This is a genomic window from Thiomicrolovo immobilis, from assembly GCF_039645955.1.
In the GTDB taxonomy this organism is placed as follows: Bacteria; Campylobacterota; Campylobacteria; order Campylobacterales; family Sulfurimonadaceae; genus Thiomicrolovo; species Thiomicrolovo diazotrophicus.
Map to the genome: position 1 here is coordinate 1,738,036 of NZ_CP147916.1, position 21,581 is coordinate 1,759,616.

Below are 21,581 nucleotides of genomic sequence, written 5' to 3' on the forward strand. Positions count from 1 at the left end.
GATGCCATCTTACGGTACCTGTAGCACCAGGTTCAAACGCCCGAAATAGTTGGAACGGACATACTGCCCGATCGGACGGCTGGGGTAGAGTTCCAGCGAAGCCCGCAGCCTCTCGTAATAGAGATCGAACCCCAGCAGCCCTGTGATAAGCGTCGTCGGCATCTCGAAATCATACCCGTGCTGCTTGGCGTACTCATGCAGGTAAAAATAGCCGACTACATCGGCAAAAAGAGCGAGCTTGACGCTCCATCCCCACCTTCCCCTCCGTGTATCCAGATTGAGCTGATGCGCCAGCGAACGGTTGATGATCCCGCTGATCGTGACAAAGTTTTTGGGAGCGTTCTCCCCAATGCGCACGGCCGTGCCCCCGCCCGCTCCGACATAGCTGCTTCCCGCGTTGAGGGAGAGGCTGTTGAACCACTCGAAGGTATATCGCTCTGCGACACGGCCCGAGTATTGGCGTGTTCCCACGACATAGCCGGTCTGGAACAGCAGCCGATCCGGCACCTGATTGTCCCACCCCTGGGGTTCATCGATCCGGAACCACCGGTGCAGACCCTTTTGCACGGTTTCCGCCCCCGAGGATGGTCCCATGACGCCCAGCGTCATCAACACCTCGTGGAAGATATGCTCATTCCAGATAAACAGCGACGCGGTCAGGGCCGTCGACCCCATATAGGGGACGTCATCATAGACGGGTTCGGTCTCATTCGTATCTTCAGGCGTAATGGCGATCCCCTGGAGGCTGATGGCCCCGTTTTGTTTCATCTCGGAGAGATCGAACGGGTAAACGGCCCGCAGCAGATCACTCATCCCCTTGACGTAGCCGTATTGAAAACTCCCCTTTTCACTTGCACCCAGTTCATCGCTCATCCAGCCGACCTGGAAACCGCCCGTGTATTTGTCGTCCGACCCGAAGATCATGTCGTTGTCGATCGAAAACGACCAGCTCTGTGCGTGCAGCGGCAGGAACAGCCCCACCGACAGCAGCCAGAAGATGAGACGCACCGTATCTCTCATGAAGCGCTGGCCAGGCTGCGGCGGAAGAAAAAGAGCCCCAGCAGAAAAAAGACGACGCCGATCCCGCTGATGGCAAGAAGCTCCGGCCAGACGATGTCGATACCGGCGCCGCGGTAGAGCACCGCCTGCGCCATGCTGACGAAGTGGCTCGTCGGCATCAGCAGCATCACGTTCTGCAGTCCCTGCGGCATGCTTTCAAAAGGGGTCACCCCGCCCGAGAGGATCTGCAGCGGCAGGATCGTCAGGATGATGATCAGCCCCAGCTGCGGCATCGTCCGGGCGACGGTGCCCATAAAGATCCCCATCGACGTCGTCGAAAAGAGCATCAGCAGCGATCCGAATAAAAAGAGCGTCAGCGACCCTTCGACGGGGACGGAAAGGATCCTCTGCACGACGATCTCGATCGAGAACGTGACACCGGCAAGCACGACAAGGCCCATCGACCACACCTTCGAAAGCATGATTTCCGCCGCATTCAGCGGCATGACCATCAGGTGCTCCAGCGTACCGTGTTCGCGTTCACGGATCAGCGCCGCGCCCGCCAGCATAATGGAAAGCAGCGATATCTGCCCAATCACCTCCATGATGCTGCCGAAGCGGATGCTGTCGAGCGTAGGGTTGTACTTCATGCGCGTGACGACTTCCACCGGCAGCGCTGCCGATGTCCTTTGACCGTAGAGAAACTCCTGGACTTCGTCGTTGACCATCTGCTGGATGTAGCCCGCCCCGATACCTGCCTGGGACATCCGCGTCGCGTCGATGCTGACCTGTAGCGTCGGGTGCCTCCCCTGGAGCAGCTCCTTCTCGAACGAGGGCGGTACGGTGATAATGAAGGTGTAGAGCCCCTCTTCCATCCCCGCATTGGCGGCGCTCGCGCTGATCAGGTCCGGCGAAAGGAACCGGGGCAGGTAGAAGGCGTCCATGATCCGCATGGAGAGGGCCGAACGGTCCCCGTCGACGAAAGCTACGGGCACGTTAACCAGCTCCGTCGAGGTAGAGGTCGCCTTGACGTAGATGGCGAAGGTAAAAGAGTAAATGATCAAGAAGAGCATCATCTTGTCCCGCAGCAGGCTGCGAAGCTCTTTGATGCCCAGAAGGTAGATGTTTAACAAGTGTTTTTTCATCTATTGCTCCTGCTGCTTCAACGCCGCGATGCTCAGCAGCGTGATAATGACGACTGCCGCCGCCAGGGCCGCAAAGTCGCGGGAGAGATCACTGAGGGTGAGCGCCTTGCTGAAGACGCCGCGGCTGATGTTGATGAAGTAGGTTGCCGGGTAAATCTCCCCGATGATACGCCCCGCTCCTTCAAGGGAGCTGACGGGTTCGCTGAGCCCCGAGAAGCTGATGGTCGGCAGCAGCGTCAAAATGGCCGTCGCTGCCAGGGCGGCGACCTGGGTCCGGGTAAACGCGGACATGAGCAGCCCGAGGCCCGTCGTGATCGTCACAAAAAGCAGCGCCCCCAGGCTCAGCGTCATCAGGCTCCCTTTGAGCGGGACCCCGAACAGCAGAACTGCAATCATGACCAGACCGAAAAAACCGACCATGCTCACAGCGATGTAGGGGAGCTGCTTGCCCAGCAGAAACTCCAGGCGCGTGACCGGGGTGGCGTAGAAGTTGGTGATGGAACCCAGCTCCTTCTCCCGCACGACGCTCAGCGCCATCAGGATCGACGGAATGAAGACCAGCAGGATCGGGATGATCGCGGGCACCATCGCGAAAATGCTTTTGAAGTCCTGGTTGTAGCGGTAGCGCATCTCGATGTCGATGGGCGACAGCGCGGGGACATAGCCCAGCGTCCGTCGTGTCAGCTCCGTCAGGTAGTTGTAGTGCATCCCGCGGATGTAGCCCAGGATCGTTTCGGCGCGGAACGGCATCGCCCCGTCGATCCAGACCCCGATCTGCGTTTGCTGTCCCCGAGTAATATCCCTGCCGAAGCCCGGCGGGATCTCGAGGGCGACGGCAACCTCCCCGCTGCGCATACGACGGTCCAGTTCCGCCTGCGAATGCAGCGGCGGCTGCTCGAGAAAATAGCGCGACCCCGCCAGGCTCTGAACGTAGTCACGGCTCTGGGGGCTCTGGTCCCGGTCGAGCACGGCGAAATGGAGGTCCTCGACGTCCATTGTGATCCCGAACCCCAGCGTGAGCATCAGCAGTACGGTCCCGAACACGGCAAAGGTGAGCCGGACCGGGTCGCGCAGCAGTTCAAGCGTTTCGCGGTAACTGTACCCGAAAAGACGCAGCGGACTGAAGAAACGGTTCGGGCTCCTGGCACGGTGCGGCTCCGGCGGCGGCTCATCAGCGCTCTGCCCTTTCTCCTCCTCCCCGATCGCCTCCTCGAGGTAGTCGATAAAGGCCTCTTCGAGGCCCGTCTTCCCCCGAGCGCGGATGAGCGATGCCGGCGTGTCGCTGGCCAGGACCCTGCCCTGGTGCATCAGTGAGATACGGTCGCATCGTTCGCCCTCGTTCATGAAGTGGGTGGAGATGAAGATCGTCACCCCGTCCTTGCGCGCGAGGTCGATCAGCAGCTCCCAGAAGCTGTCGCGTGACACGGGGTCAACGCCTGAGGTCGGTTCGTCGAGAATGAGCATCTGCGGCCGGTGTACGACGGCGACGGCGAGGGAGAGGCGTTGCCTGATGCCCAGCGGCATCCCGTCGGGGTAGCTGTGCTCGTAGGCTTCAAGCTTGAAGCGTTCGATCATCTCGCCGACCCTCTGCTCGACCTCCTGCTCGGGGAGGTGAAAAAGCTCGGCGTGCAGCACAAGGTTCTGCCTGACCGTCAGCTCCGCGTAGAGTGAGAAGGACTGGGTCATGTAGCCGACTTTGTTGCGAGTCTCCAGGTCGTGGCGCTCGCTGCGGACGCCGAAGAGCCACGCCTCCCCCTCGCTGGGGCGCAGCAGTCCGGTCAGCATCTTCATCGTCGTCGTCTTTCCGCAGCCGTTGGAGCCGAGAAAACCGAAGATCTCGCCGCGTTTGATCCGGAAGCTGACATGGTCCACCGCCGTAAAATCGCCGAAGCGCATCGTCAGCCCCTCCGCGGCGATGGCCTCCTCTGCTTCCTCAAAGTTGCCCGGAGGCACGACGAGGGTTTCATGCCCCCGGCGTTTGCGCTCGGGCAGCAGGCGGATAAAGGCTTCATCCAGCGTCTCCGTACCGGTCTGATGCCGCAGCGCATCGGGAGTCCCGGTGGCCAGAACGCGCCCTTCGTCCATCGCCACCAGCCAGTCGAAGCGTTCCGCCTCCTCCATATAGGCCGTGGCGATGATCACGCTCATCCCCTCCCTGTGGGATCGGATACGTTCGATCAGCTCCCAGAACTGCCGCCGTGACAGTGGGTCGACCCCCGTCGTCGGTTCGTCGAGGATCAGCAGGTCCGGGTCGTGGATCAATGCACAGCAGAGCCCAAGCTTCTGCTTCATGCCGCCCGAAAGCTTTCCGGCCGGGCGCTCTTTGAAGGGGGCGAGCCCGGTGCTCTCGAGCAGCTCCGCGATCCGCGCTTCGCGCTCCGCCCGCCCCTGGGCGAACAGGCGGCCGAAGAACTCGACGTTTTCGTACACCGACAGAGACATGTAGAGGTTCTTGCCCAGCCCCTGCGGCATGTAGGCGATGCGCGGACAGACCGATGCGCGGTAACCTGCACTGTCCATATCGCCCCCGAAGACCTCCACGCGGCCCGTTTCGATACGACGCACCCCGGAGATCAGCCCGAGCAGCGTCGATTTCCCCACGCCGTCGGGGCCGATGAAGCCGACCATCTTTCCCCCCGGAATCTCCAGACTGACGCTGTCGAGCGCCTGTGTCTTGCCGTAGCGGTGGGAGATCCCTGCAAGGGTGACCACACTGTTCATGGCGTCTGGTCATCCCCCGGCAGACGGTTCAGGCTTTCTGGCCACGGCGTCTGCGCATCCGTGCGGACATAAGCGGTCCCCGGCAGTCCGATCTTGACCCGTTCAAGGTAGCGGCGCAGCAGAGCTTCGTCGACTTTCACTTTGATCCGGAACATCAGCTTTTCGCGCTCGCTCTGCGTTTCGATCTCTTTGGGGGTGAACTGTGCCTGCGGGGAGACGAAGGTCACGACGGCCGGGATCGCGATGTCGGGACGCGCATCCAGGATGATCCGCGCGTCGCTGCCGATGTCGATGCGCCCCGCCTGCGCCGTCGGGAGGAAAATCGTCATATAGACATCGGTCAGGTCCAGCAGCGTCAGCACCTTTCCGCCGCCGCCGATGATCTCCCCGGGTTCGCGCAGCCGGTAAAGGACGCGTCCGTCAATGGGGGCATAGAGCCGGCTCTCTTCGAGGTTCGCCTTGATCGTATCCGCCTGCGCCCGCGCCGCGTCGATGGCCGCATCGGCGCTGACGACCTGCGCCCGTGCCGCCTCCAGGGCGGCTTCGGTGACGTTCAGGGCCGACTCGTGCTGCTGAAGCTGCACCAGCGGGATGTTCTTGTTCACGTAGAGGTTCTTGGAACGTTCGAGGTTTTTACGCGCAAGGGTCCGTTCGCTCTCGCGCTGCTTGACCACGGAGAGGGCGAGTTTGCGCTGCTGCTCCGCCTGGCGCACCTGCGCCAGGGCCTGGGCGTAACGGGCATCAAGCTCGTCGGTGTCCATGGCCGCCATCAGCTCCCCTTTTTTGACCATGTCCCCCTCTTTGACCGTGATCTCGGAGAGCCTTCCGGGCAGTTTCGTTTCAATGTCGACCATCGTCGCCTCGATACGGCCGTTGCCCATCGCGATCGTCTCCGGTAAAGAGGGTCCCTCCAGCCGAAGCATCGTGAAATAGAGGACGCCGGCCGCGGCGGCCAGCAGCAAAGCGATGCCTGCACGTTTGAAAAATAGTTTATTCATGGGTTTCCTTTTTGACCGGGTACGCTTCCGGGGTTGCGAGCGCATGCCGCAGCCTCGCGATAAAATCTCTGCGCTCCTCCGCATTCATGAAAAAATCGAAACGCCCGCCGTCATACTGCAGCTGCATCAGATCGACGAGGAAACGGTACCGGGTATTCACCGCGCCGAAATCGGCCGAGAGCGCCGCGTTCTGCGCGACAAGCAGATCGGCCAGCGTCCGGTTCCCGAGGGCATAATTCTCCCGCACAAGCCTGTAACTTTTGCGCGCGCTCCCGGCCGCCGACTGCGCCAGTGCAATCGCCGGGTACGCGGCACGCAGCGTATGCAGGTCCCCCCGGACCCGCTGCTCCAGCGCCGACAGCCGCTCGAGGCGGTCCGCCTCCAGCCGTCTGACCCCCAGGCTTGAACGCGCGGCACGGGCGCTGCGCCCCCCGCCCTCGAACAGCGGCAGGGAGAGCGATACCCCCGCCATCCAGTTGGTCTCGTCCTCCAGGCTGAACGCCGCGCCGGGCGTACGGGTCTCGTCGAAGACATGGGTCACTTCCCCGTACAGCGCGATATCCGGGGACCAGTAGGCCTGCCGGTCGGAACGGTACTGCCGGCGCTGCGCCGAGAGCTGCGCGTCGACCGCATCCAGGTCCGGCGAAACCTTCTGTGCCTCAGCGACATAAAACGCGTTAAGCCGTTCGAACGACACCGCGTTGCTGATGCGTCCGAGCAGACCGCTATCACTGATCACGAGGGCGGGATCTTCCAGGGTTACCTCCGTCAGTGCGTACCGGTCGGTGATGGGCCGGTGCAGGATACGGTTGAGCTGTTCATACGCCCTGGCGACATCGGCCTCGGCCCGCAGCCGCGCCTGTGTCGCTACCGCGATCTCGCTCTCCCACTGGTAGACGTCGGAGAGGTCCGTCATCCCCGCATCGACGCGCTGTCTTGCCATCGCAAGATTCGCCTGCATCAGCCGCTCGTTCTCCCGGCGGATATCAAGCAGTGTTGTGGCCACGTGTGTCTGTAAAAAGGCCGTGGTCGCCTGACGGACCACCTCGAGCTCCAGCCCACGCTGCTGCGCCACTCGCCCTTTTTGCAGCGATTGTTGCACCGCCAGCCTGGCCAGCGCTTTCTCCGAGAAGAGGATCTGCTGCAGCTTCAGCGCCCCGTCCGTACTCTTCTCGGCATAGAAGCCTCCTTCGACGTAGACGTTGTCGCCGTTGCGCTGAGTGTAGAGCAGCTCGGCACTCAGTTGGGGCAGCAGGACCGAGCGCACTTCGTCGATGCTCTCTTCGCCTTCCCGGACCCCCAGTTTGCCGGCGATCACGTTAAGATTCTGCTTGAGCGCCGTTTCCGCCGCGGTGACCAGGTCCATCGCTTTGCCCTCAACGGCCGACTCGTGCAGCAGGCGCGCCTGTGCCAGGATACGGAACGGCGGCGAGATCTGCAGGGCGCGGGCGACCGCCATATCGATGCGCAGCACGCTCTGCGCTTCGAAAGCGACGGGCTGGCGTTCCGCCGCCCCTCCCCCGGCGATCGCCACAATGTTCAGGGCACTTCGCCGCAGACGCCGTAGCCGCTCGTCGGGAACAAAGAGATCTGCCAGCACGCCTGAGCCCACCCCGGGTTCGGCTCCCAGGGAGAAAACGGGAAGCTTCTCCCGGCGGAGGCCATCCATCAGCTCCGTACGCGCCGCCGCGGCGAGCCCCGACATTTCTCCGAGCAGCACCGCCCCGCTTCCTTCGGCGACGCGGTAGCTCCCATCGGCGGCCACCGGCAGCACCTTGAGCCTGACCCCTTGCACTTTCGCCTGTTCCGCGGCACGCGCCGCCAGCTCAGGGAAGAGCGCGAGCACTCGCGCATCGACCAGCAGCGATGCTTGTTCAAACAGCACGATTTCGCGGTACCGCTTCAGGGCGGCACCGAACGTGCTATGGCCCAGGACATAGTTAACGTTGCGGAGACCGCTCCCGTCCCCTGCCGGTATGATCCCCCGCAGGCCGGTACCCTCTGCAAAAGGGATCACCGTCGGCTTTTGCAGAGCACCCCGTGAGAGGGCGACTTCCCCCGCCAGTGTGCCGAGCAGAACGATCATGTCGACCTTCGTATCCTTTTGCAGGCGTTCGATCGCGGCAGCGGTCCGGGCAATATCGCTCCCGCCCTCCGCCTGCAGTGTCTCTGGGAAAAGGATCTTTGAAGGGATGGGGGCGAGCTGTTTCACTTCCGTCACCAGTGCCGCCCGGTCTTGGGCGAATGCTTCATCGTAACGGTCCGCGACAATGCCCACATTGAGGGCGGAAGCCAAAACGGGGAACAGGAGCAACGCCGCAGCGCCCCAACGCCTACATCCGGTTCTCATCTGATCCCCCTTTTTGCTGCCGCGCAGCGTTCCTCGTGTCTGGGTAACAACCTCTCGTCTGGCAGATGAAGGTATCACACAACTGCCCGGCGAGCACCTGCAGGTCTCCGCCCGCCACCACCCAGTACTGCATGTAACCGTGCAGCTGTCCGCTGAAGACATACCCGAGCAGATCGGTCTGCTCCCTGTCCAGATCGGGATTGATCTTTGAAAAACATGTCGCCAGGAAACTGTGGATTTTTTTGGCACTCTGCGGAAACTCGTTGCTGACGGCGTTGAAAAAGAGCGGATTGCTGCTTACTCCCTCTTCGAAAACAAGCCGGCCCTGTTCCAGCATGCCGAAAATGAAGCCGGCATACTGTTTGAGCTGTATGACGGGATCTTCATCGGCGATACGGTCTATGGCTTCAAGGAGTGTTGCAATCTTCGATTCGATGTAGGCAAGGTATATCCCCTCTTTTGAACCGAACATCGCATAAACGGTACTGATGGAGACGGAACCCGCTTTGGCCAGCTCCGCAACTTTTAACTGCTGAAACCCCTCATGTTCCAACATCGTGGACGCTATTTTCAAGAGCCTGGCTTTTTTCGTATCCGTTGCACTTATGTTCATGCCGCACACCTTTACTGTGTTGACTGCTTAAAGTATAGGAGCGGTTTTATTAAGAGTAATTTAATTACTGAAAAAATTTGTACAGGTTTTTTTGAAGCAAAAGCGACCGCCTCATCACGCCCCGTTCTCTACACGCGTCAGAAGGTGCAGTGTAACCGGTCAGTACTTCCGTTTTTGGGGAATGACGCCGCGCACCCCGCCCTTGGGGTCATTCATATCTCCCCGGCGACGCGGGATCAGGTGCATATGCACGTGGAAAACCGTCTGGCCGGCGTCGGCGCCGACGTTGATGCCAACGTTAAACCCGGTGATCGTGCCGTCCAACCGGAGTAGGCGCGCTTTTTGGCGCAAAAGAAGATCGTGCATGGCGGCGATCTCCTCCTGCGTCAGTTCAAAATAGTCCGCGACGTGGCGCTTCGGGATGATGAGCATATGCAATTGCGTGACCGGGTATTTATCGTAAAAAGCACACGCGAGGTCGTTTCCGTCGACGATCGTATTTTCAGGCAGGTGGCAAAAGATACACTTCATAGACATAGGATGACAGAATATCCATTAAAATGCCTTTCTCCCGCATACATCGTCTTTTATGTATCAATAAAATTGATATAATTATTGTCATCCCATTGAAAGGGGATGCGGCGGCTTCGGTATCGTCTCCTTTGCTATGCCTCTCTTTCAAATTGGTGTTTTATTTCCAAATCCGCACAGGATTTACATAAACATAAGAAAACACCTGTAACAATGGGAAATACCGATTTTCATCAGGCGGTACGTTTCGCGCCAAAGGAGTGCTTGCATGAAATACATCCTAATCCTCTCACTGATCGCCGCTTCCCTGTTGGCCGAGATCGATGTCAGACAAAATATCAAGGCCCTTTATATAGGGGTTCCCCTGACAAAAAGCCAGATGAATTACATTCTGGACAACCAGCCCCAAATCCTCAGCCTCATGAAGGCTCAGGCGGTCCAGACGGTCGGTGCACAGCAGATCCATGACAGCAACGTCGTGGAGTTCATGCTGCGCAGTGACGGGACGGCCGACAGCTACAGAGTCCTTGACCATGCCAGCCGACGCAATATCGACCGGCTCAGCGAACTCGTTGTGATGGAGGGGTACAAGCAGATGCCCGTTCCCCCCATGGACACCCCTATCCGCTTCATTATCCGGTATCGTACCGGTAATATGGAGAGCGCCGTCGACCTCACGCCCGAGCCCGAACCGCAGCCGAAGCGGAAAAAACGCGTACGCTGACCCCCTTTCCCGGGGCAGCGCCCCTCTCCCATGCAGATGCTACACTACTGCATCATCGGCGACGTCCACGGCTACTACGACAAACTGATGCGCCTCATCGCCCAACTGCCGAAGGAAGCGCAGCTCGTCTTCGTCGGCGACCTTATCGACCGCGGGCCGGATTCGGCAAAGGTTATCGCCTTTGTACGCGAAGGCGGACACCTCTGCGTACGGGGGAACCACGAAACATTCATGCTGTCGCAGCGCCCCGAAAACGGGCGGCGATGGGAAGCGGACGATGCCTACCTTCTCTGGATGCAAAACGGCGGCGACGCGACCCTCGCCTCGTACGGGCTGCACAACTACCCCTCGTTGCGGCAGGAAGGAAGCTCCCCCCTGCTCGCCCCTTTTTTCCGCGATATCGCGTGGCTGAAGACGCTGCCTTACTACCTTGAGCTCGAGGGGTGCAGCGTGGCCGGCCGCCGGGTCGTCGTCTCCCATGCCTCCGTGTCGCGCATCTGGCCGAAACGCCTGAGCGATCGTGAGGCCTTCAACCGCGACGTCCTCATTAACCGCGATCCCCCCGCGCCGCTCCCCGGCATCTACAACGTCTTCGGACACACCCCTTTTCGCACGCCGAAGCTTTACGATTACGCGGCGCGCATCGACACAGGCCCCTACCTCTACGGTACCCTCAGCGCCCTCGAAGTGCCGTCGCTCAAACTGTTTGGCAGCACCTGACGCAGACGTTTCAAACCAAAGGTTAACCGCGGAAGCGTTACCATAGCTACATCCCATCCCAAGGCGGCAACAGTGCAAACGTCCCGGAAAAGTATCGGTCTTGTCAGCGCCGTCGCCATCGGCATCGGCGGGATGGTCGGCGGGGGGATCTTCGCGGTGCTGGGCGAAGCGGTTTCCCTCTCCCGCGGCGCCACCCCGCTGGCCTTCCTCTTCGGCGGCATCGTCGCGCTGCTGACCGCCCTCTCCTACGCGCGCCTCTCCGTCGCCTATCCCGGGCGCGGGGGAACCGTCACCTACATCGACAACGCCTTCGGCAATACCCTCGCCTCGGGCAGCGTCAACCTCATGCTCTGGCTCAGCTACCTTGTCACCATCGCCCTCTATGCCGTCGCCTTTGCCGCCTACGCCCACACCTTTTTTCCCGACGGCCCGCCGCTGCTGCGCCATATTCTGATCTCGGCGGCCATCGTGCTGCCGACGGCCATCAACCTTGTCAGTACCACCTTCGTCAGCCGTTCGGAAAGCTTCATCGTCGGCGTAAAGATGCTGCTGCTCGCCGTCATTATCGTTTCCAGTCTCCCCTATCTCCAGGCGGCCCCTTTCGAACCGCGCCACTGGGGGCCCCTCTTCTCAATCGTCTCCGCCGGGATGATCATCTTCGTCGCCTATGAAGGGTTCGAGCTTATCGCCAACGCCTCCGAGGATATTGCCGACCCCAAGCGCAATCTTCCCCGCGCCTTCGTCCTCAGCGTCCTGATCGTCATCGTCCTCTACGTGCTCATCGCCGCGGTGACGGTCAGCACCGTTCCCGAAGCGGTGCTGGAAAAGGCCAAAGATTACGCCCTGGCCGTCGCGGCGCAGCCGGCGCTGGGACACGGAGGGTTCATCCTCGTCGCCGTCGCCGCCCTGCTGGCGACCTTCTCAGCGATCAATGCCACCATCTACGGCAATGCCCGCCTGGGCTATACCCTCGCCAAAGACGGCCGCCTGCCCGAAGCCTTCGATGCGGAACGGCGGAACGAACCTTTTATCGGCATCCTCGCCACCATGGCCGCAGCACTGCTGATTGCCAATACCTTCGACCTGACCGAAATCGCCATCATCGGCAGCGCCGGTTTTCTGCTGATCTTCGCCCTCGTCAACGCCGCGGCGCTGAAACTGGCCGCGGCGACCGGCGGCAACCGTTTTCTGCACCTGTCAGCCCTGCTGCTGAGTGCGTGCGCACTGGCTATACTGCTTTATCATACCTGGGAGGAGAACGGCCGTGCCGTCATGATCTTCGGGGGGTTCATCGCTCTGTCGGTCCTCTTCGAGAGCCTCTACGGGCGGCGGGTTCGAGGACACTTTCTCGATCGCCCCTATTAACCTGCAAGACACGGCAACGGGGCGAAGATGCTGTTAGAAGTTTGTGTTAGGCCTCAAGACGGGCGATGGCCCGGCGGAAGGCATCGAGGTGGCTTTCGCTCCCCTCTTTGAGGTTTTCAAAGACCGACACCACATCCTCGGGCATCCCAGCGGCCGCCGATTCCAGATCGTCCAGGTCCGTCAGCTCGATCAGTTCGCCGACTTTCAGCCCTTCCAAGCGTGAGATATTCCCCTGCACGACACAGGCGTCGTAGAGATTTTGCAGCGCCGGAAGCTCGAACACACCGACAGCGTCAAGGTCGACATAGGAGATATCGATCCCATAGCTTACACACAGTGCTCCGACGGCTTCGATATGGCTCTGCTCGGAGAGCTGGATCAGTGCGAAGGTACTCTCCTCCGGGTAGCGTTCCCCCAGTGTGATGTAGACGTCGCGCGCCACTTTCTCTTCTTGGTAGATGTAAAACAGCGTATCGCGCTGATCGTCGCTCAAAACCGGATCGGTATCGCTCTTCGCATTCCCGTTTGCTTGCAGCACCGTCGCGCCTCCTGCCAAGAGCACTGCCCCCGTTTTTGCCACTTTACCGAGAAACTCGCGCCTCGCATTAATCATAAAAACTCCTTATATGTGATGGCGCATTGTAATGGGGAAGTGTGAGCGGAGTGTGAGGGCGATTCATCCCTGAAACGGGGGAGTGGCGCCATAAATCATACGCAAGAAGCAGTGCCTATAAGAGGATCAAAAATTTTGGGAAAGAGATGAAAATTGAAGCAAAAAAATCGGTGCTTTGTCCGGGGGTGTGTTCACGGAGCGATCCGACCCGCCGTCACAGACGCTCGCTCCCCTGTCTCGCATGCTGTATCGTCGGGGCAAAGGCCTTGGTGCTCACCTGCACGGTTTGACCGACTTCGAATTGTGCCGCCTCCTCTTTGTCGCAGACGACTTCGACGATCTGCTGCCCGATGGCCACGACGGCGATGTAGATGACGTCGGCGCGAATAATGTCAAGCAGCTCACCTTCCAGGGTGAACTTCTGGCTGCCGCTGGTCCGCAGCAGCACCTCGCCGGGGGTCCCGTCATGCACGATACGCCCGTGTTCAAGGACGACGACCCGCTCCGCCAGACGGTAGATCTCGCTGGGATCGTGGCTGACCATCACCGTCGTCGTGCCGAACGCCTTGTGCAGGGTAAGGATGTCATGCTGCAGCTTCAGCCGCATGGCAGGGTCCAGTGCGGAGAGCGGCTCGTCCATCAGCAGCAGTTTCGGACGGTTCATCAGGGCGCGGCAGAGCGCAACGCGCTGCTTCTGCCCGCCGCTGAGCGTCCCCGGAAGACGCTCTTTGAGCTCGAGCAACCCCGTCATCTCCAGTAAGATGGCGGCATGGGCGCGGTCGTTGTTGACGTAGAGCAGGTTCTGCTCCACGCTCATATTGGGGAAAAGCGCATAGTCCTGGAAGACGAAGCCGATCCCGCGTTTCTGCGGCGGGAGCATGGTCTTTTTGCCCAGCCACGTCTCGCCGGCGACGCTGATCTCCCCCTCTGCGCGTTCCAGACCGGCCAGCAGCCGCAGCAGTGTCGTCTTCCCGCTGCCGCTCTGCCCCGCCAGCGCCACGAAACTCTTTTCCCGGATGGAGAGTGCGATATCCAGCGTCATGTCGCCGCTGCTGCCCTGCAGCATTTTGTGGATGTCCAGTTCGATCATCAGGCGACTCCGATCCGACGGTTCTGGCGCTGGTTGAAGAGGTAGACCCCAAGCAGCACCACGAAACTGAGCGCCACCATGATCGCGCTGTAGATATGCGCCGTGGTGTAATCCATCACCTCGACCATTTCGTAGATGGCGACCGAAGCGACCTTGGTTTCGCCGGGGATGGACCCCCCGACCATCAGGACAACCCCGAACTCGCCGACGGTGTGCGCGAAGGTGACGATAAGCGCCGTGATCAGGGCCGGTTTGATGTTGGGCAGCGCCACGCGCAGCAGGGTCTCCGCCTTTCCTTTCCCGCTGATGTAGGAGGCTTCAAGCATGTTCTTGTTCAGCCCCTCGAAGCCGCTTTGCAGCGGCTGCACCATAAACGGAAACGAGTAGAAGACGCTGGCGATGACAAGCCCCGTAAAATTGAACACGAGTTTGATGCCGAAGGTCTGCTCGAAAAAGGCGCCCAGCGGCGAGTTGTACGAGAGCGCGTAGAGGATGTAAAACCCGAGCACCGACGGCGGCAGGACGATCGGCAGGGAGGTAACGGCCTCGACAAAGGGCTTGCAGCGGCACGCCGTCTGCGACAGCCACCATGCGACCGGCAGGGCAACGACAAAGAGAATGAACGTCGTCAATCCCGCCAGTTTGAACGATAGGATAAAAGGGCCGAAATCAATCGCTTCCATCTGTCTCCCACCGCGCCGTCAGGTCGGCCATGCCCGCCTGATAAGGGCTGCTTGTGACGACCCCCTCCACACCCGATGCTGCGTAATCGGCCACGTTGGCCGGGTTGATTCCCCCCGCGGCCAGGATGGTCGCGCCGGGATGGTGTTCGCGTTTGTAGGCGACAAGTTCCTGCAGCGTGTCGGGACCGCATTTGTCCATCTGGATCACGTCCGCGCCCAGGGCCAGCATCCGCTTGGCATCCTCAAGCGATTCGGACTCCACCGTCAGTTTCTTCTCGACGCAGCGCTGCTTGAGCTCCCGCAGCGCCGTCTCGAACGCGGCGGTGTCCTTGTAGAGTGCGCGGTGCTGTTCGAAAACGAGTACCGTCTCCGAAAGGCCGAGCCGGTGCGGCATCGCCCCGCCGCACATCAGGGCACGGGTGGAAAAGCGTTTGGCGAAGGGGAAACTTTTGCGGGTAACGAGCAGTTCGCAGTGCGGGTTGACCGCATGCGCCTTTGCGAGCATCGTCCGGGCGCGCGTGGCCATGCCGCAGGCGTATTCGAGCAGTATCTGGCAGAGCCGCCATGCGCTGTGCAGCGTTTCGTGATCCCCGTGCAGCTCCAGCAGCACGCTGCCGGGCGCCGCAACGCTCCCCGACGCGAAGCTGCTTTGCGCCTCGCACCCCAGGAGTTCCCCGATGCGCACCGCCTCTTCGGTGCAGGCCGCGACGACCTCGTCGCGCGTCAACACCTTCAATGTCGCCCGCTGCGGCGGCAGTGCGAGCAGCTGCGTCGTCAGATCGAAATAGGGAAGATCCCCCCTGATATATTCCCAGAGCTCCGGGTCCGATAGCCGGTTCATGCCTCTCCTTTTTCAACGATCTCCAGGATGGAAAGATCGCTTGCCTTGATCAGCGCCGTGACGCTGTCGCCCCGATGCAGCGCCATTGTCTCGGCGGAATCGCGGGTAATAATGCTCTCCATCCGGGCCGGGCCGACACGGAGCGTCACGCTGCACAGCAGCGCCCCCGTCTCAACCGTTTCGATCACCGCCTCGAGGCGGTTGGAGATGGAGAGATGCCCCTCCAGTTTCTTGGCCAGCGCCACATGGGACGCTTTGGCCCCGAGGATCACCTGCGTTCCGACGGCGATCGGGATTGCAAGCCCCAGGGCCATCATCCGCATCGGCGCCCCCTCCGCATCAAAGGAGACAATCGTGATGTTGTCCCGGCGTTCAATACTGGTGATATAGGCCTCGATGCGATTCACTGTACGATGTATCCGTAGCGGCGCAGGATCGCCTTCGCTTCGTCGCTGAGCATAAAGTCGTAGAACGCTTTGTACTCCGCACTTTTTCCGGCATTTTTCAGCAAGACGACCCCCTGTTTGATCGGTGTATAGAGTGCCGGATCGACACTCGCCCAGTTAACGTTTTCCTTGTATTGTGCCATTTTCGGGCTGTAAAGGGAAGATTTCGCGATGAAACCGACGTCCGCTGCCGTCAAGGCATACGTCACGGTCTGCGAGATCGACTCGGCATAGACAAACTTCGGCTTGGCGGCATCATAAACGCCCCCTTTTTGCATCGCCTCGACCGCGGCGGTACCGTAGGGGGCCGTTTTCGGGTTGGCAATAGCGATCTTGCTGACGGATTTGTCCGCCACCAGGGCGATCCCCTTGGAGAAATCCATCGGTTTCGCGCTGAGGTACGCCAGGGCGCCCTGTGCGTATACGACCGGCTTGGTCACGGCAATGCCGTCGGCATAGAGCGATGCGGGGTACTTCATGTTCGCCGCCATGAAAAGCCCGTAGGGGGCGCCGTTCTTGATCTGTGCCGTCAGCTTCCCGCTGCTGCCCAGCGTGACCTGGACTTTCGTATCCGGGTAGTGTTTCGCAAACACCGCTTTGAGTTCATCGATTGCGTAGCTGACGTTCGCCGCCACGGCGATATTGATCTCGCCGGCAATCGCGGAGAGGGACAAGAGCAGTAACAAAAATGTCTTTTTCATCATAATAGGTTCCTTTATTTCGCGATCATAACGTCGCTGGCTTTGACAATGGCGATGACGTTGCTGCCCTGCTCAATACCCAGTTCCGCCATGGATTCGTTGGTAATGATAGAGGTCAGCAGATCCCCGCTCTCCAGCTGAATGATCAGCTCCGTATTGACCGCCCCCTGGATCACTTTCTCTACATGACCCGCCAGTTTGTTGCGGGCGCTGATCTTCGGCATGCCCCCCGTCGCGATCAGAACGTGCGACGCTTTGAAAAAGGCACGGACCACGTCCCCCACGGCCAAGCCGAGGCTTTCGACACTTTCAATCGTAATGATGGCGCTGAGCGTCGTCCCTTTCGGCGCGCGCAGCGCGATCTTGGCGTTTACCGCCCCTTTGTTGACGGAGAGTACCCCCGCCTCGATCTGGTTTCTGGCACTGATTTTCATTTTTTGTTCCTTCTTTCTTATTTGGCAGGTTTAGCGATCATCATGTCCGAGGCTTTGATGATCGCAACGACGGGCATACCCGACTGCAACTCCAGGTTTGAAACGGCGTCGTCGGTCACGGTCGCGCTGATACGGTCCCCGCCGCCTAGCCGGATCCGCACTTCCGCATTGACAACGCCGCGGTGAACGGTTTCGATCGTCCCTTCGAGCCGGTTCCGCGCACTGATGGGGATGGCCCATCCCGTGGCGACCAGCACATGCGAATCTTTGAAAAATGCGATAACCCGGTCCCCCTCCTTGACGCAGAGCGTATCAGAGGCGTTCCCTGTGATCGAAGCGAACATCAGGGTCCCCTGCGCCGTTTTAAGTTCCAGCAGCGCACTGACCCCGTCCCGGCGCACCGCGACGATATCGGCATCGATCTGGTTACGTGCACTGATCATCATGCTCTGCTCCTTTAGAAGAGGTAGTTGAGCTCGAAGCGGGCATCCAGGCTGTCGGCATCCGGTTTTTCGGTGTCGTTGTACCCCAGGCGCAGCCGCCACTGCAGGTCGGCCAGCATGGGCAGGTTCTGGACGAATCCGAGGTAGTAGTAGTTCTCGTCATAGTACCCCTTCGACTCGTCCGCATCGGTATGAAGAAAGGAAGCCTGTACGAACAGGTCCGTAAAGACCCCGGTTTTGTTGGCGGCGCGCTGCAGCTCGACGCGGTAGCTCTTCGTATTGGCCATCCAGTTGTAGCGGGCCATCGAGCGGGTATAGCCCGCCGTCGGGAATCCCCGCCACGGGGTGATCAGGTCCGCCTCATTAAAGACCTTGGTATAGCCGAAGTTGAGCTTGTACTTGCCCAGCTGCGCCACGAGCCGAGCGGCGAGCATCTGGGCGTCGAGGGAGTCGGCTTCTTTATAGCCGCCGGCCGCACCGCTCTGGCCTGCGAGTTTGCCGCTGTATGCCGCGCCGCCGACCTTGCCGGCGCCGTTATCGAACTGCTTGATGTAACGCACACCGGGTGTCAGCGATACGCTGCCGAGGTTGACCTTGTAGTTCGCCTCCGCCATCACCTCGCTGACGAGCTCCGGGACAATATAGAATGCGCCGTCGAGTTTCAGGTTGGCGATCGCCGTATTGTGCAGGTCCCCGGTGATCAGCGGTGCGTCCGTCGGCTTGCCTGCCGCTTTGAGACGCGTATAGGTAAGCCCCTTGTGCATCGCGGAGTCGTCGTTCTCGCTCCACTCCGGGCGCTCGGAACTGCTGCTGTTCGCGTCGCCGTACATTAGGACCGAGTGCGCCTGCGTATGGTCGCGCAGCTTCTGTTCGGCGAGGTAGGCCACTCTCACGGCTGTCGCCGGAACCGCTTTCGTGTCGATGACGATCCCGTCAAAGGTGTTGGGGATCATTTTCGTGTCGTTGGACTTGGTATAGAAGGTCTCCACCAGCTGCCGGCCGACGGCAATGCGGGTTTTGGGAATGCCGCTGTAGGCGATGTACGCCTGGCCGAGCGCTCCCATCCCCTTGTTGCCCATATTGACGTAATCGTAACGGCTCAGGACATCTTTGCCCGGTTTAAGCGTATTGACCGGATCATTGCTGTCATCGAAAAAGGCCTGGGAGTAGTAAAGGCCCATGCCGAAATCGAATCCACCGTAGCGTGCGCTGCGGTAGACCAGCGAGCCGCCGAGGGCACTGATAAGATGGCTGTCCTGCTTGGCCGTCTCCGTCTGCCATTTATAGTAAAAGGTATTCGAACGCAGGCGGGCGTAAAACTCCCCCTCGCTGAACATCTCCGTGAAGCTCTCCGCCTCTCCCGGTACAGCGTTATATACCAATGTATAGTTCGAATTCAACGCCTGTTTCGGGGCATTTGCATCCGCCGCGTAAAGCGAACCTCCAAGAACCCCCGCCAATACGGTACTTATCCAGCCTGTCGTTTTCAATGACTCTCCTTTTATCACGCTGCTTACAGAGCGTTATTTTTTATAAAACATAACGATGTCTGCAAGGTCTATTCTCTAAAAAGTGCCCTAGAAGCACGAATAAAGCAGAAAAATGCGACAAAACATGACAAAAGTGTTATATTCTGAAAAATATAACGGTATCGTAGATGAAGTTGCCTTGCCCCCTCCTTAAGGAAGGACGCATCCCCGTTCACATCGTCTTAGGACGAAGGGAGAGCGTTTATACTATACCTAAAACCATCCGGACGGTAGCGTATGCAGCTTGATCTCACCCAAGGCAGTATCCGAAGCCATATCAGGACCCTGGCGGTGCCTGCGTGCATCGGCTTTTTTTTCCACACCCTCTTCAACATCACCGATACCTACTTTGCAGGGATGATCTCGACCCAAGCACTGGCGGCCCTCTCACTCTCCTTTCCGATCTTCTTCATTATCATCTCCCTCGCCGAAGGGATGAGCGAAGCGGTGACGGCCCTCGTCGGCAATGCCCTGGGGGCCGGGGAAACGGAGCAGGCACGCCATCTCGCACACAATGCCCTCCTCTTCGGGGGCCTGCTGGCCATCGCACTGACCGCCGCGGGCTTTGTCACCGCCCCGGCACTGATGTCCTCGCTCGGTGCCCGGGACGCCTACCTCGCGGAAGCACTGGCCTACATCAATGTCATCATCGCCGGGACGGGCCTCTTCGTCTTCACCTTTTTTCTCAACGCCCTGCTCAATGCCGTCGGGGATACTGTCTCCTTCCGCAACGTGCTCATTGCCGCCGCCGTGATCAACGTCGCGCTCGACGCCTGGTTCGTGCGCGGCGGGTTCGGCGTCGCACCGATGGGCGTCACGGGCATCGCCCTGGCCACGGTCATCATCGAATCCATGAGTGCCGCCTATCTCTTTTACCGCCTCAAGACCAAACCCGTCTACCGCGGCAGCGCGCCCTTTCGTTTCGATCCCTCCGCCCTCGTCGAGCTGATCCGGCAGGGGATCCCCCCCAGCGCCAACCTGGCGCTGATGGCCGCGGGCATCTACATCATCACCTATTTCGCCGCGCCCTACGGGCAGGAGGTCGTCGCGGCCTACGGCGTGGGTATGCGGATTGAACAGATCATTCTGATGCCCGCCGTCGGGCTCAACGTCGCGGTCTTGGCCATCGTTGCGCAAAACAGCGGCGCCCGCCGGTTCGAACGCATCGGCGAGACTGTCGGCCGCTCCCTCTTCTACGGTGCCATCGTCGCCCTTATCGGCGGTATCGTGCTCTTCGCGGGCGCCGGGACGGTGATGGGCGTCTTCAGCAGTATCCCGAGCGTGATTGACGAAGGCGTGCTTTACCTGCGCGTCGAGGCCTTCCTGATCTACCCCTTCGTCGTCATCTTCACCTACGTCGCGATGCTCCAGGGGGTCAAGCGGCCCGCGTTTATCTTCTATATCAGCCTCGCCCGGCAGGTCGTCGCTCCGCTGATCGTCCTCTGGATCCTTGCCCGCATCGCGCCGTCGGCCCTCTCCGTATGGCTCGGCGTCGGGGGCGTCGTCATCACTGCCGCCGTCGTGACATACTGGTATGCGCGCCGCATCCTCACCGACCTCTCACGCGCCCCGATCTGATACCCTTTTATCCACCCGGAATGATGAATTTTTCATCATTCTCGAATAGACTTTGCACTAAAACTCATCTACAATGCCCGGCGTGAATACGATTTGACCACAGACATTATATTTTCTCCTTTTCCCTCTCCACGGTGCGGTTGCGCCGGAGCAGAGAACATGGCAATTTTACGAAGGAGTTTCCATGCAGAACCTTGTAACCATTTACGAAGAGAATGCCGACCTGATCCAGAAGTTCATCCTTGCGTCCATCCAACGGATCGGACTCATCCATCTGACGGAAAAGAACGTCAAGCACATTTTTTCCGTCTTCCCGAGCCTGGAGCTGGCCTATGAGACCGACGAAGGGTTCGCCCAGACCTCCGCCAACCACAGCCGCCACAAGAAGGATTCGGCAGCCGTCGGCGCGGACCGGAGCTACCTCATCGACGAGAGTAAACTCTCAGGCGACTACTATTTCCATGAACCCTACCTCTCCACGACGACGGGGCACCTGTGTATCACCGTCGTCTACAAGACGGCCAAAGGAGGCTATATCCTGCTGGACTTCCAGCTGCGCAACCTCCTTGAACGTTTCATGCTGATCGAGAATAACGGCGCCCTCAAGCTGACCCACCGTACCCTCTACGGCATTATCGGCGGGGGGCTGCTGCTGCTGGGGATCTTTGTCGTCCTCTACGGACTTTTCAGTTTCGGCCACTACCTCATCGTCGAAGATGTGCTTTCGCTGGAGATGTTTTTCAAACCCGTCATCGCCCTCACTCTGGGACTGGCCGTTTATGACCTGGGCAAAACGATCGTCGACCAGGAGGTAATGCCCAAAACGCAGAAAGTCCATGAGGGGATCAAAGTGAAGACCCTGCTCAACTTCTCCGTCTCAATCATCATCGCCCTGATGATCGAGGCGCTGCTGGTCGTTTTCAAGATCTCCATCTCCAACTACCACGACCTTCCCTACGCCGCCTCGCTGATCGGCGCGCTCGCCCTGCTCTTCTTTGTGTTCTCCTACTTCATCTACATCGTCAGAAAGAGCGGGACCGCCCCTGAGATCGAATAG

At 59.9% G+C, this 21,581-nt stretch carries 21 protein-coding genes; 5 read left to right on the forward strand and 16 right to left on the reverse strand.

Translation table 11 applies throughout. The features are described from left to right. Positions 1 to 9 precede the first annotated feature (9 nt). The 7 genes from WCX72_RS09035 to WCX72_RS09065 all read right to left on the reverse strand — a co-directional run bounded on the left by WCX72_RS09035 (position 10) and on the right by WCX72_RS09065 (position 9,357). Positions 10 to 1,020 carry a lipid A deacylase LpxR family protein gene (locus WCX72_RS09035; RefSeq protein WP_345969473.1) on the reverse strand — a complete coding sequence of 337 codons (1,011 nt, stop codon included), beginning with the start codon at positions 1,018 to 1,020 and terminating at the stop codon, positions 10 to 12. Continuing rightward, positions 1,017 to 2,144 (reverse strand): ABC transporter permease, encoded by a 1,128-nt coding sequence (locus tag WCX72_RS09040; RefSeq protein ID WP_345969474.1) that lies wholly within the window; start codon positions 2,142 to 2,144, stop codon positions 1,017 to 1,019. Before WCX72_RS09040 ends, WCX72_RS09035 begins: the two co-directional genes overlap by 4 nt. Further along, complete coding sequence (rbbA, locus tag WCX72_RS09045; protein WP_345969475.1) at positions 2,145 to 4,865, reverse strand: ribosome-associated ATPase/putative transporter RbbA; 2,721 nt, start codon at positions 4,863 to 4,865, stop codon at positions 2,145 to 2,147. Further along, positions 4,862 to 5,863: an HlyD family efflux transporter periplasmic adaptor subunit gene (locus WCX72_RS09050; protein WP_345969476.1), complete on the reverse strand. Its 1,002-nt coding sequence runs from the start codon at positions 5,861 to 5,863 to the stop codon at positions 4,862 to 4,864. The genes rbbA and WCX72_RS09050 overlap by 4 nt, the downstream gene beginning before the upstream one ends. Continuing rightward, the gene (locus WCX72_RS09055; protein WP_345969477.1) at positions 5,856 to 8,213 is read right to left on the reverse strand and encodes a TolC family protein; all 2,358 of its coding nucleotides are present in this window, start codon (positions 8,211 to 8,213) and stop codon (positions 5,856 to 5,858) included. The genes WCX72_RS09050 and WCX72_RS09055 overlap by 8 nt, the downstream gene beginning before the upstream one ends. After that, positions 8,197 to 8,826 (reverse strand): TetR/AcrR family transcriptional regulator, encoded by a 630-nt coding sequence (locus WCX72_RS09060; RefSeq protein WP_345969478.1) that lies wholly within the window; start codon positions 8,824 to 8,826, stop codon positions 8,197 to 8,199. The genes WCX72_RS09055 and WCX72_RS09060 overlap by 17 nt, the downstream gene beginning before the upstream one ends. Before the next feature lie 159 nt (positions 8,827 to 8,985). Next, positions 8,986 to 9,357 carry an HIT family protein gene (locus WCX72_RS09065; RefSeq protein ID WP_345969479.1) on the reverse strand — a complete coding sequence of 124 codons (372 nt, stop codon included), beginning with the start codon at positions 9,355 to 9,357 and terminating at the stop codon, positions 8,986 to 8,988. Between the two features lie 268 nt (positions 9,358 to 9,625). On the opposite strand from WCX72_RS09065, the gene WCX72_RS09070 reads away from it, so the two are divergent. From WCX72_RS09070 to WCX72_RS09080, 3 genes are all read left to right on the forward strand, one after another. Then, a complete protein-coding gene (locus WCX72_RS09070; protein ID WP_345969480.1) occupies positions 9,626 to 10,081 on the forward strand; it encodes a hypothetical protein in 456 nt (151 codons plus the stop codon). Between the two features lie 30 nt (positions 10,082 to 10,111). After that, positions 10,112 to 10,801 carry a metallophosphoesterase gene (locus tag WCX72_RS09075; protein WP_345969481.1) on the forward strand — a complete coding sequence of 230 codons (690 nt, stop codon included), beginning with the start codon at positions 10,112 to 10,114 and terminating at the stop codon, positions 10,799 to 10,801. 72 nt (positions 10,802 to 10,873) lie between these two features. Next, on the forward strand, positions 10,874 to 12,166 hold the full coding sequence (locus tag WCX72_RS09080; RefSeq protein WP_345969482.1) for an APC family permease: 1,293 nt from the start codon (positions 10,874 to 10,876) through the stop codon (positions 12,164 to 12,166). A gap of 46 nt (positions 12,167 to 12,212) precedes the next feature. Here the strand turns inward: WCX72_RS09080 and WCX72_RS09085 are convergent, their stop codons facing one another. The 9 genes from WCX72_RS09085 to WCX72_RS09125 all read right to left on the reverse strand — a co-directional run bounded on the left by WCX72_RS09085 (position 12,213) and on the right by WCX72_RS09125 (position 18,907). Then, positions 12,213 to 12,779 carry a DUF2202 domain-containing protein gene (locus tag WCX72_RS09085; RefSeq protein ID WP_345969483.1) on the reverse strand — a complete coding sequence of 189 codons (567 nt, stop codon included), beginning with the start codon at positions 12,777 to 12,779 and terminating at the stop codon, positions 12,213 to 12,215. A 214-nt stretch (positions 12,780 to 12,993) separates the two neighbouring features. Beyond that, entirely contained in the window at positions 12,994 to 13,869 is an 876-nt protein-coding gene (locus WCX72_RS09090) for an ATP-binding cassette domain-containing protein (protein WP_345969484.1), read from the reverse strand. After that, entirely contained in the window at positions 13,869 to 14,552 is a 684-nt protein-coding gene (gene modB, locus WCX72_RS09095; RefSeq protein ID WP_345969485.1) for a molybdate ABC transporter permease subunit, read from the reverse strand. Before modB ends, WCX72_RS09090 begins: the two co-directional genes overlap by 1 nt. Further along, entirely contained in the window at positions 14,539 to 15,393 is an 855-nt protein-coding gene (gene modD, locus WCX72_RS09100) for a ModD protein (RefSeq protein WP_345969486.1), read from the reverse strand. Before modD ends, modB begins: the two co-directional genes overlap by 14 nt. Beyond that, positions 15,390 to 15,800, reverse strand: a complete 411-nt coding sequence (locus WCX72_RS09105) for a TOBE domain-containing protein (protein ID WP_345969487.1) — start codon at positions 15,798 to 15,800, stop codon at positions 15,390 to 15,392. Before WCX72_RS09105 ends, modD begins: the two co-directional genes overlap by 4 nt. Further along, positions 15,797 to 16,540: a molybdate ABC transporter substrate-binding protein gene (modA, locus tag WCX72_RS09110; protein ID WP_345971546.1), complete on the reverse strand. Its 744-nt coding sequence runs from the start codon at positions 16,538 to 16,540 to the stop codon at positions 15,797 to 15,799. The genes WCX72_RS09105 and modA overlap by 4 nt, the downstream gene beginning before the upstream one ends. A gap of 14 nt (positions 16,541 to 16,554) precedes the next feature. Next, positions 16,555 to 16,974, reverse strand: a complete 420-nt coding sequence (locus WCX72_RS09115) for a TOBE domain-containing protein (protein WP_345969488.1) — start codon at positions 16,972 to 16,974, stop codon at positions 16,555 to 16,557. A gap of 17 nt (positions 16,975 to 16,991) precedes the next feature. Further along, entirely contained in the window at positions 16,992 to 17,420 is a 429-nt protein-coding gene (locus WCX72_RS09120; protein WP_345969489.1) for a TOBE domain-containing protein, read from the reverse strand. Between the two features lie 11 nt (positions 17,421 to 17,431). Continuing rightward, positions 17,432 to 18,907 (reverse strand): hypothetical protein, encoded by a 1,476-nt coding sequence (locus WCX72_RS09125; protein WP_345969490.1) that lies wholly within the window; start codon positions 18,905 to 18,907, stop codon positions 17,432 to 17,434. A gap of 276 nt (positions 18,908 to 19,183) precedes the next feature. On the opposite strand from WCX72_RS09125, the gene WCX72_RS09130 reads away from it, so the two are divergent. Together WCX72_RS09130 and WCX72_RS09135 are read left to right on the forward strand one after the other, a co-directional pair. Next, entirely contained in the window at positions 19,184 to 20,524 is a 1,341-nt protein-coding gene (locus WCX72_RS09130; protein ID WP_345969491.1) for an MATE family efflux transporter, read from the forward strand. Between the two features lie 184 nt (positions 20,525 to 20,708). After that, complete coding sequence (locus tag WCX72_RS09135; protein WP_345969492.1) at positions 20,709 to 21,581, forward strand: hypothetical protein; 873 nt, start codon at positions 20,709 to 20,711, stop codon at positions 21,579 to 21,581.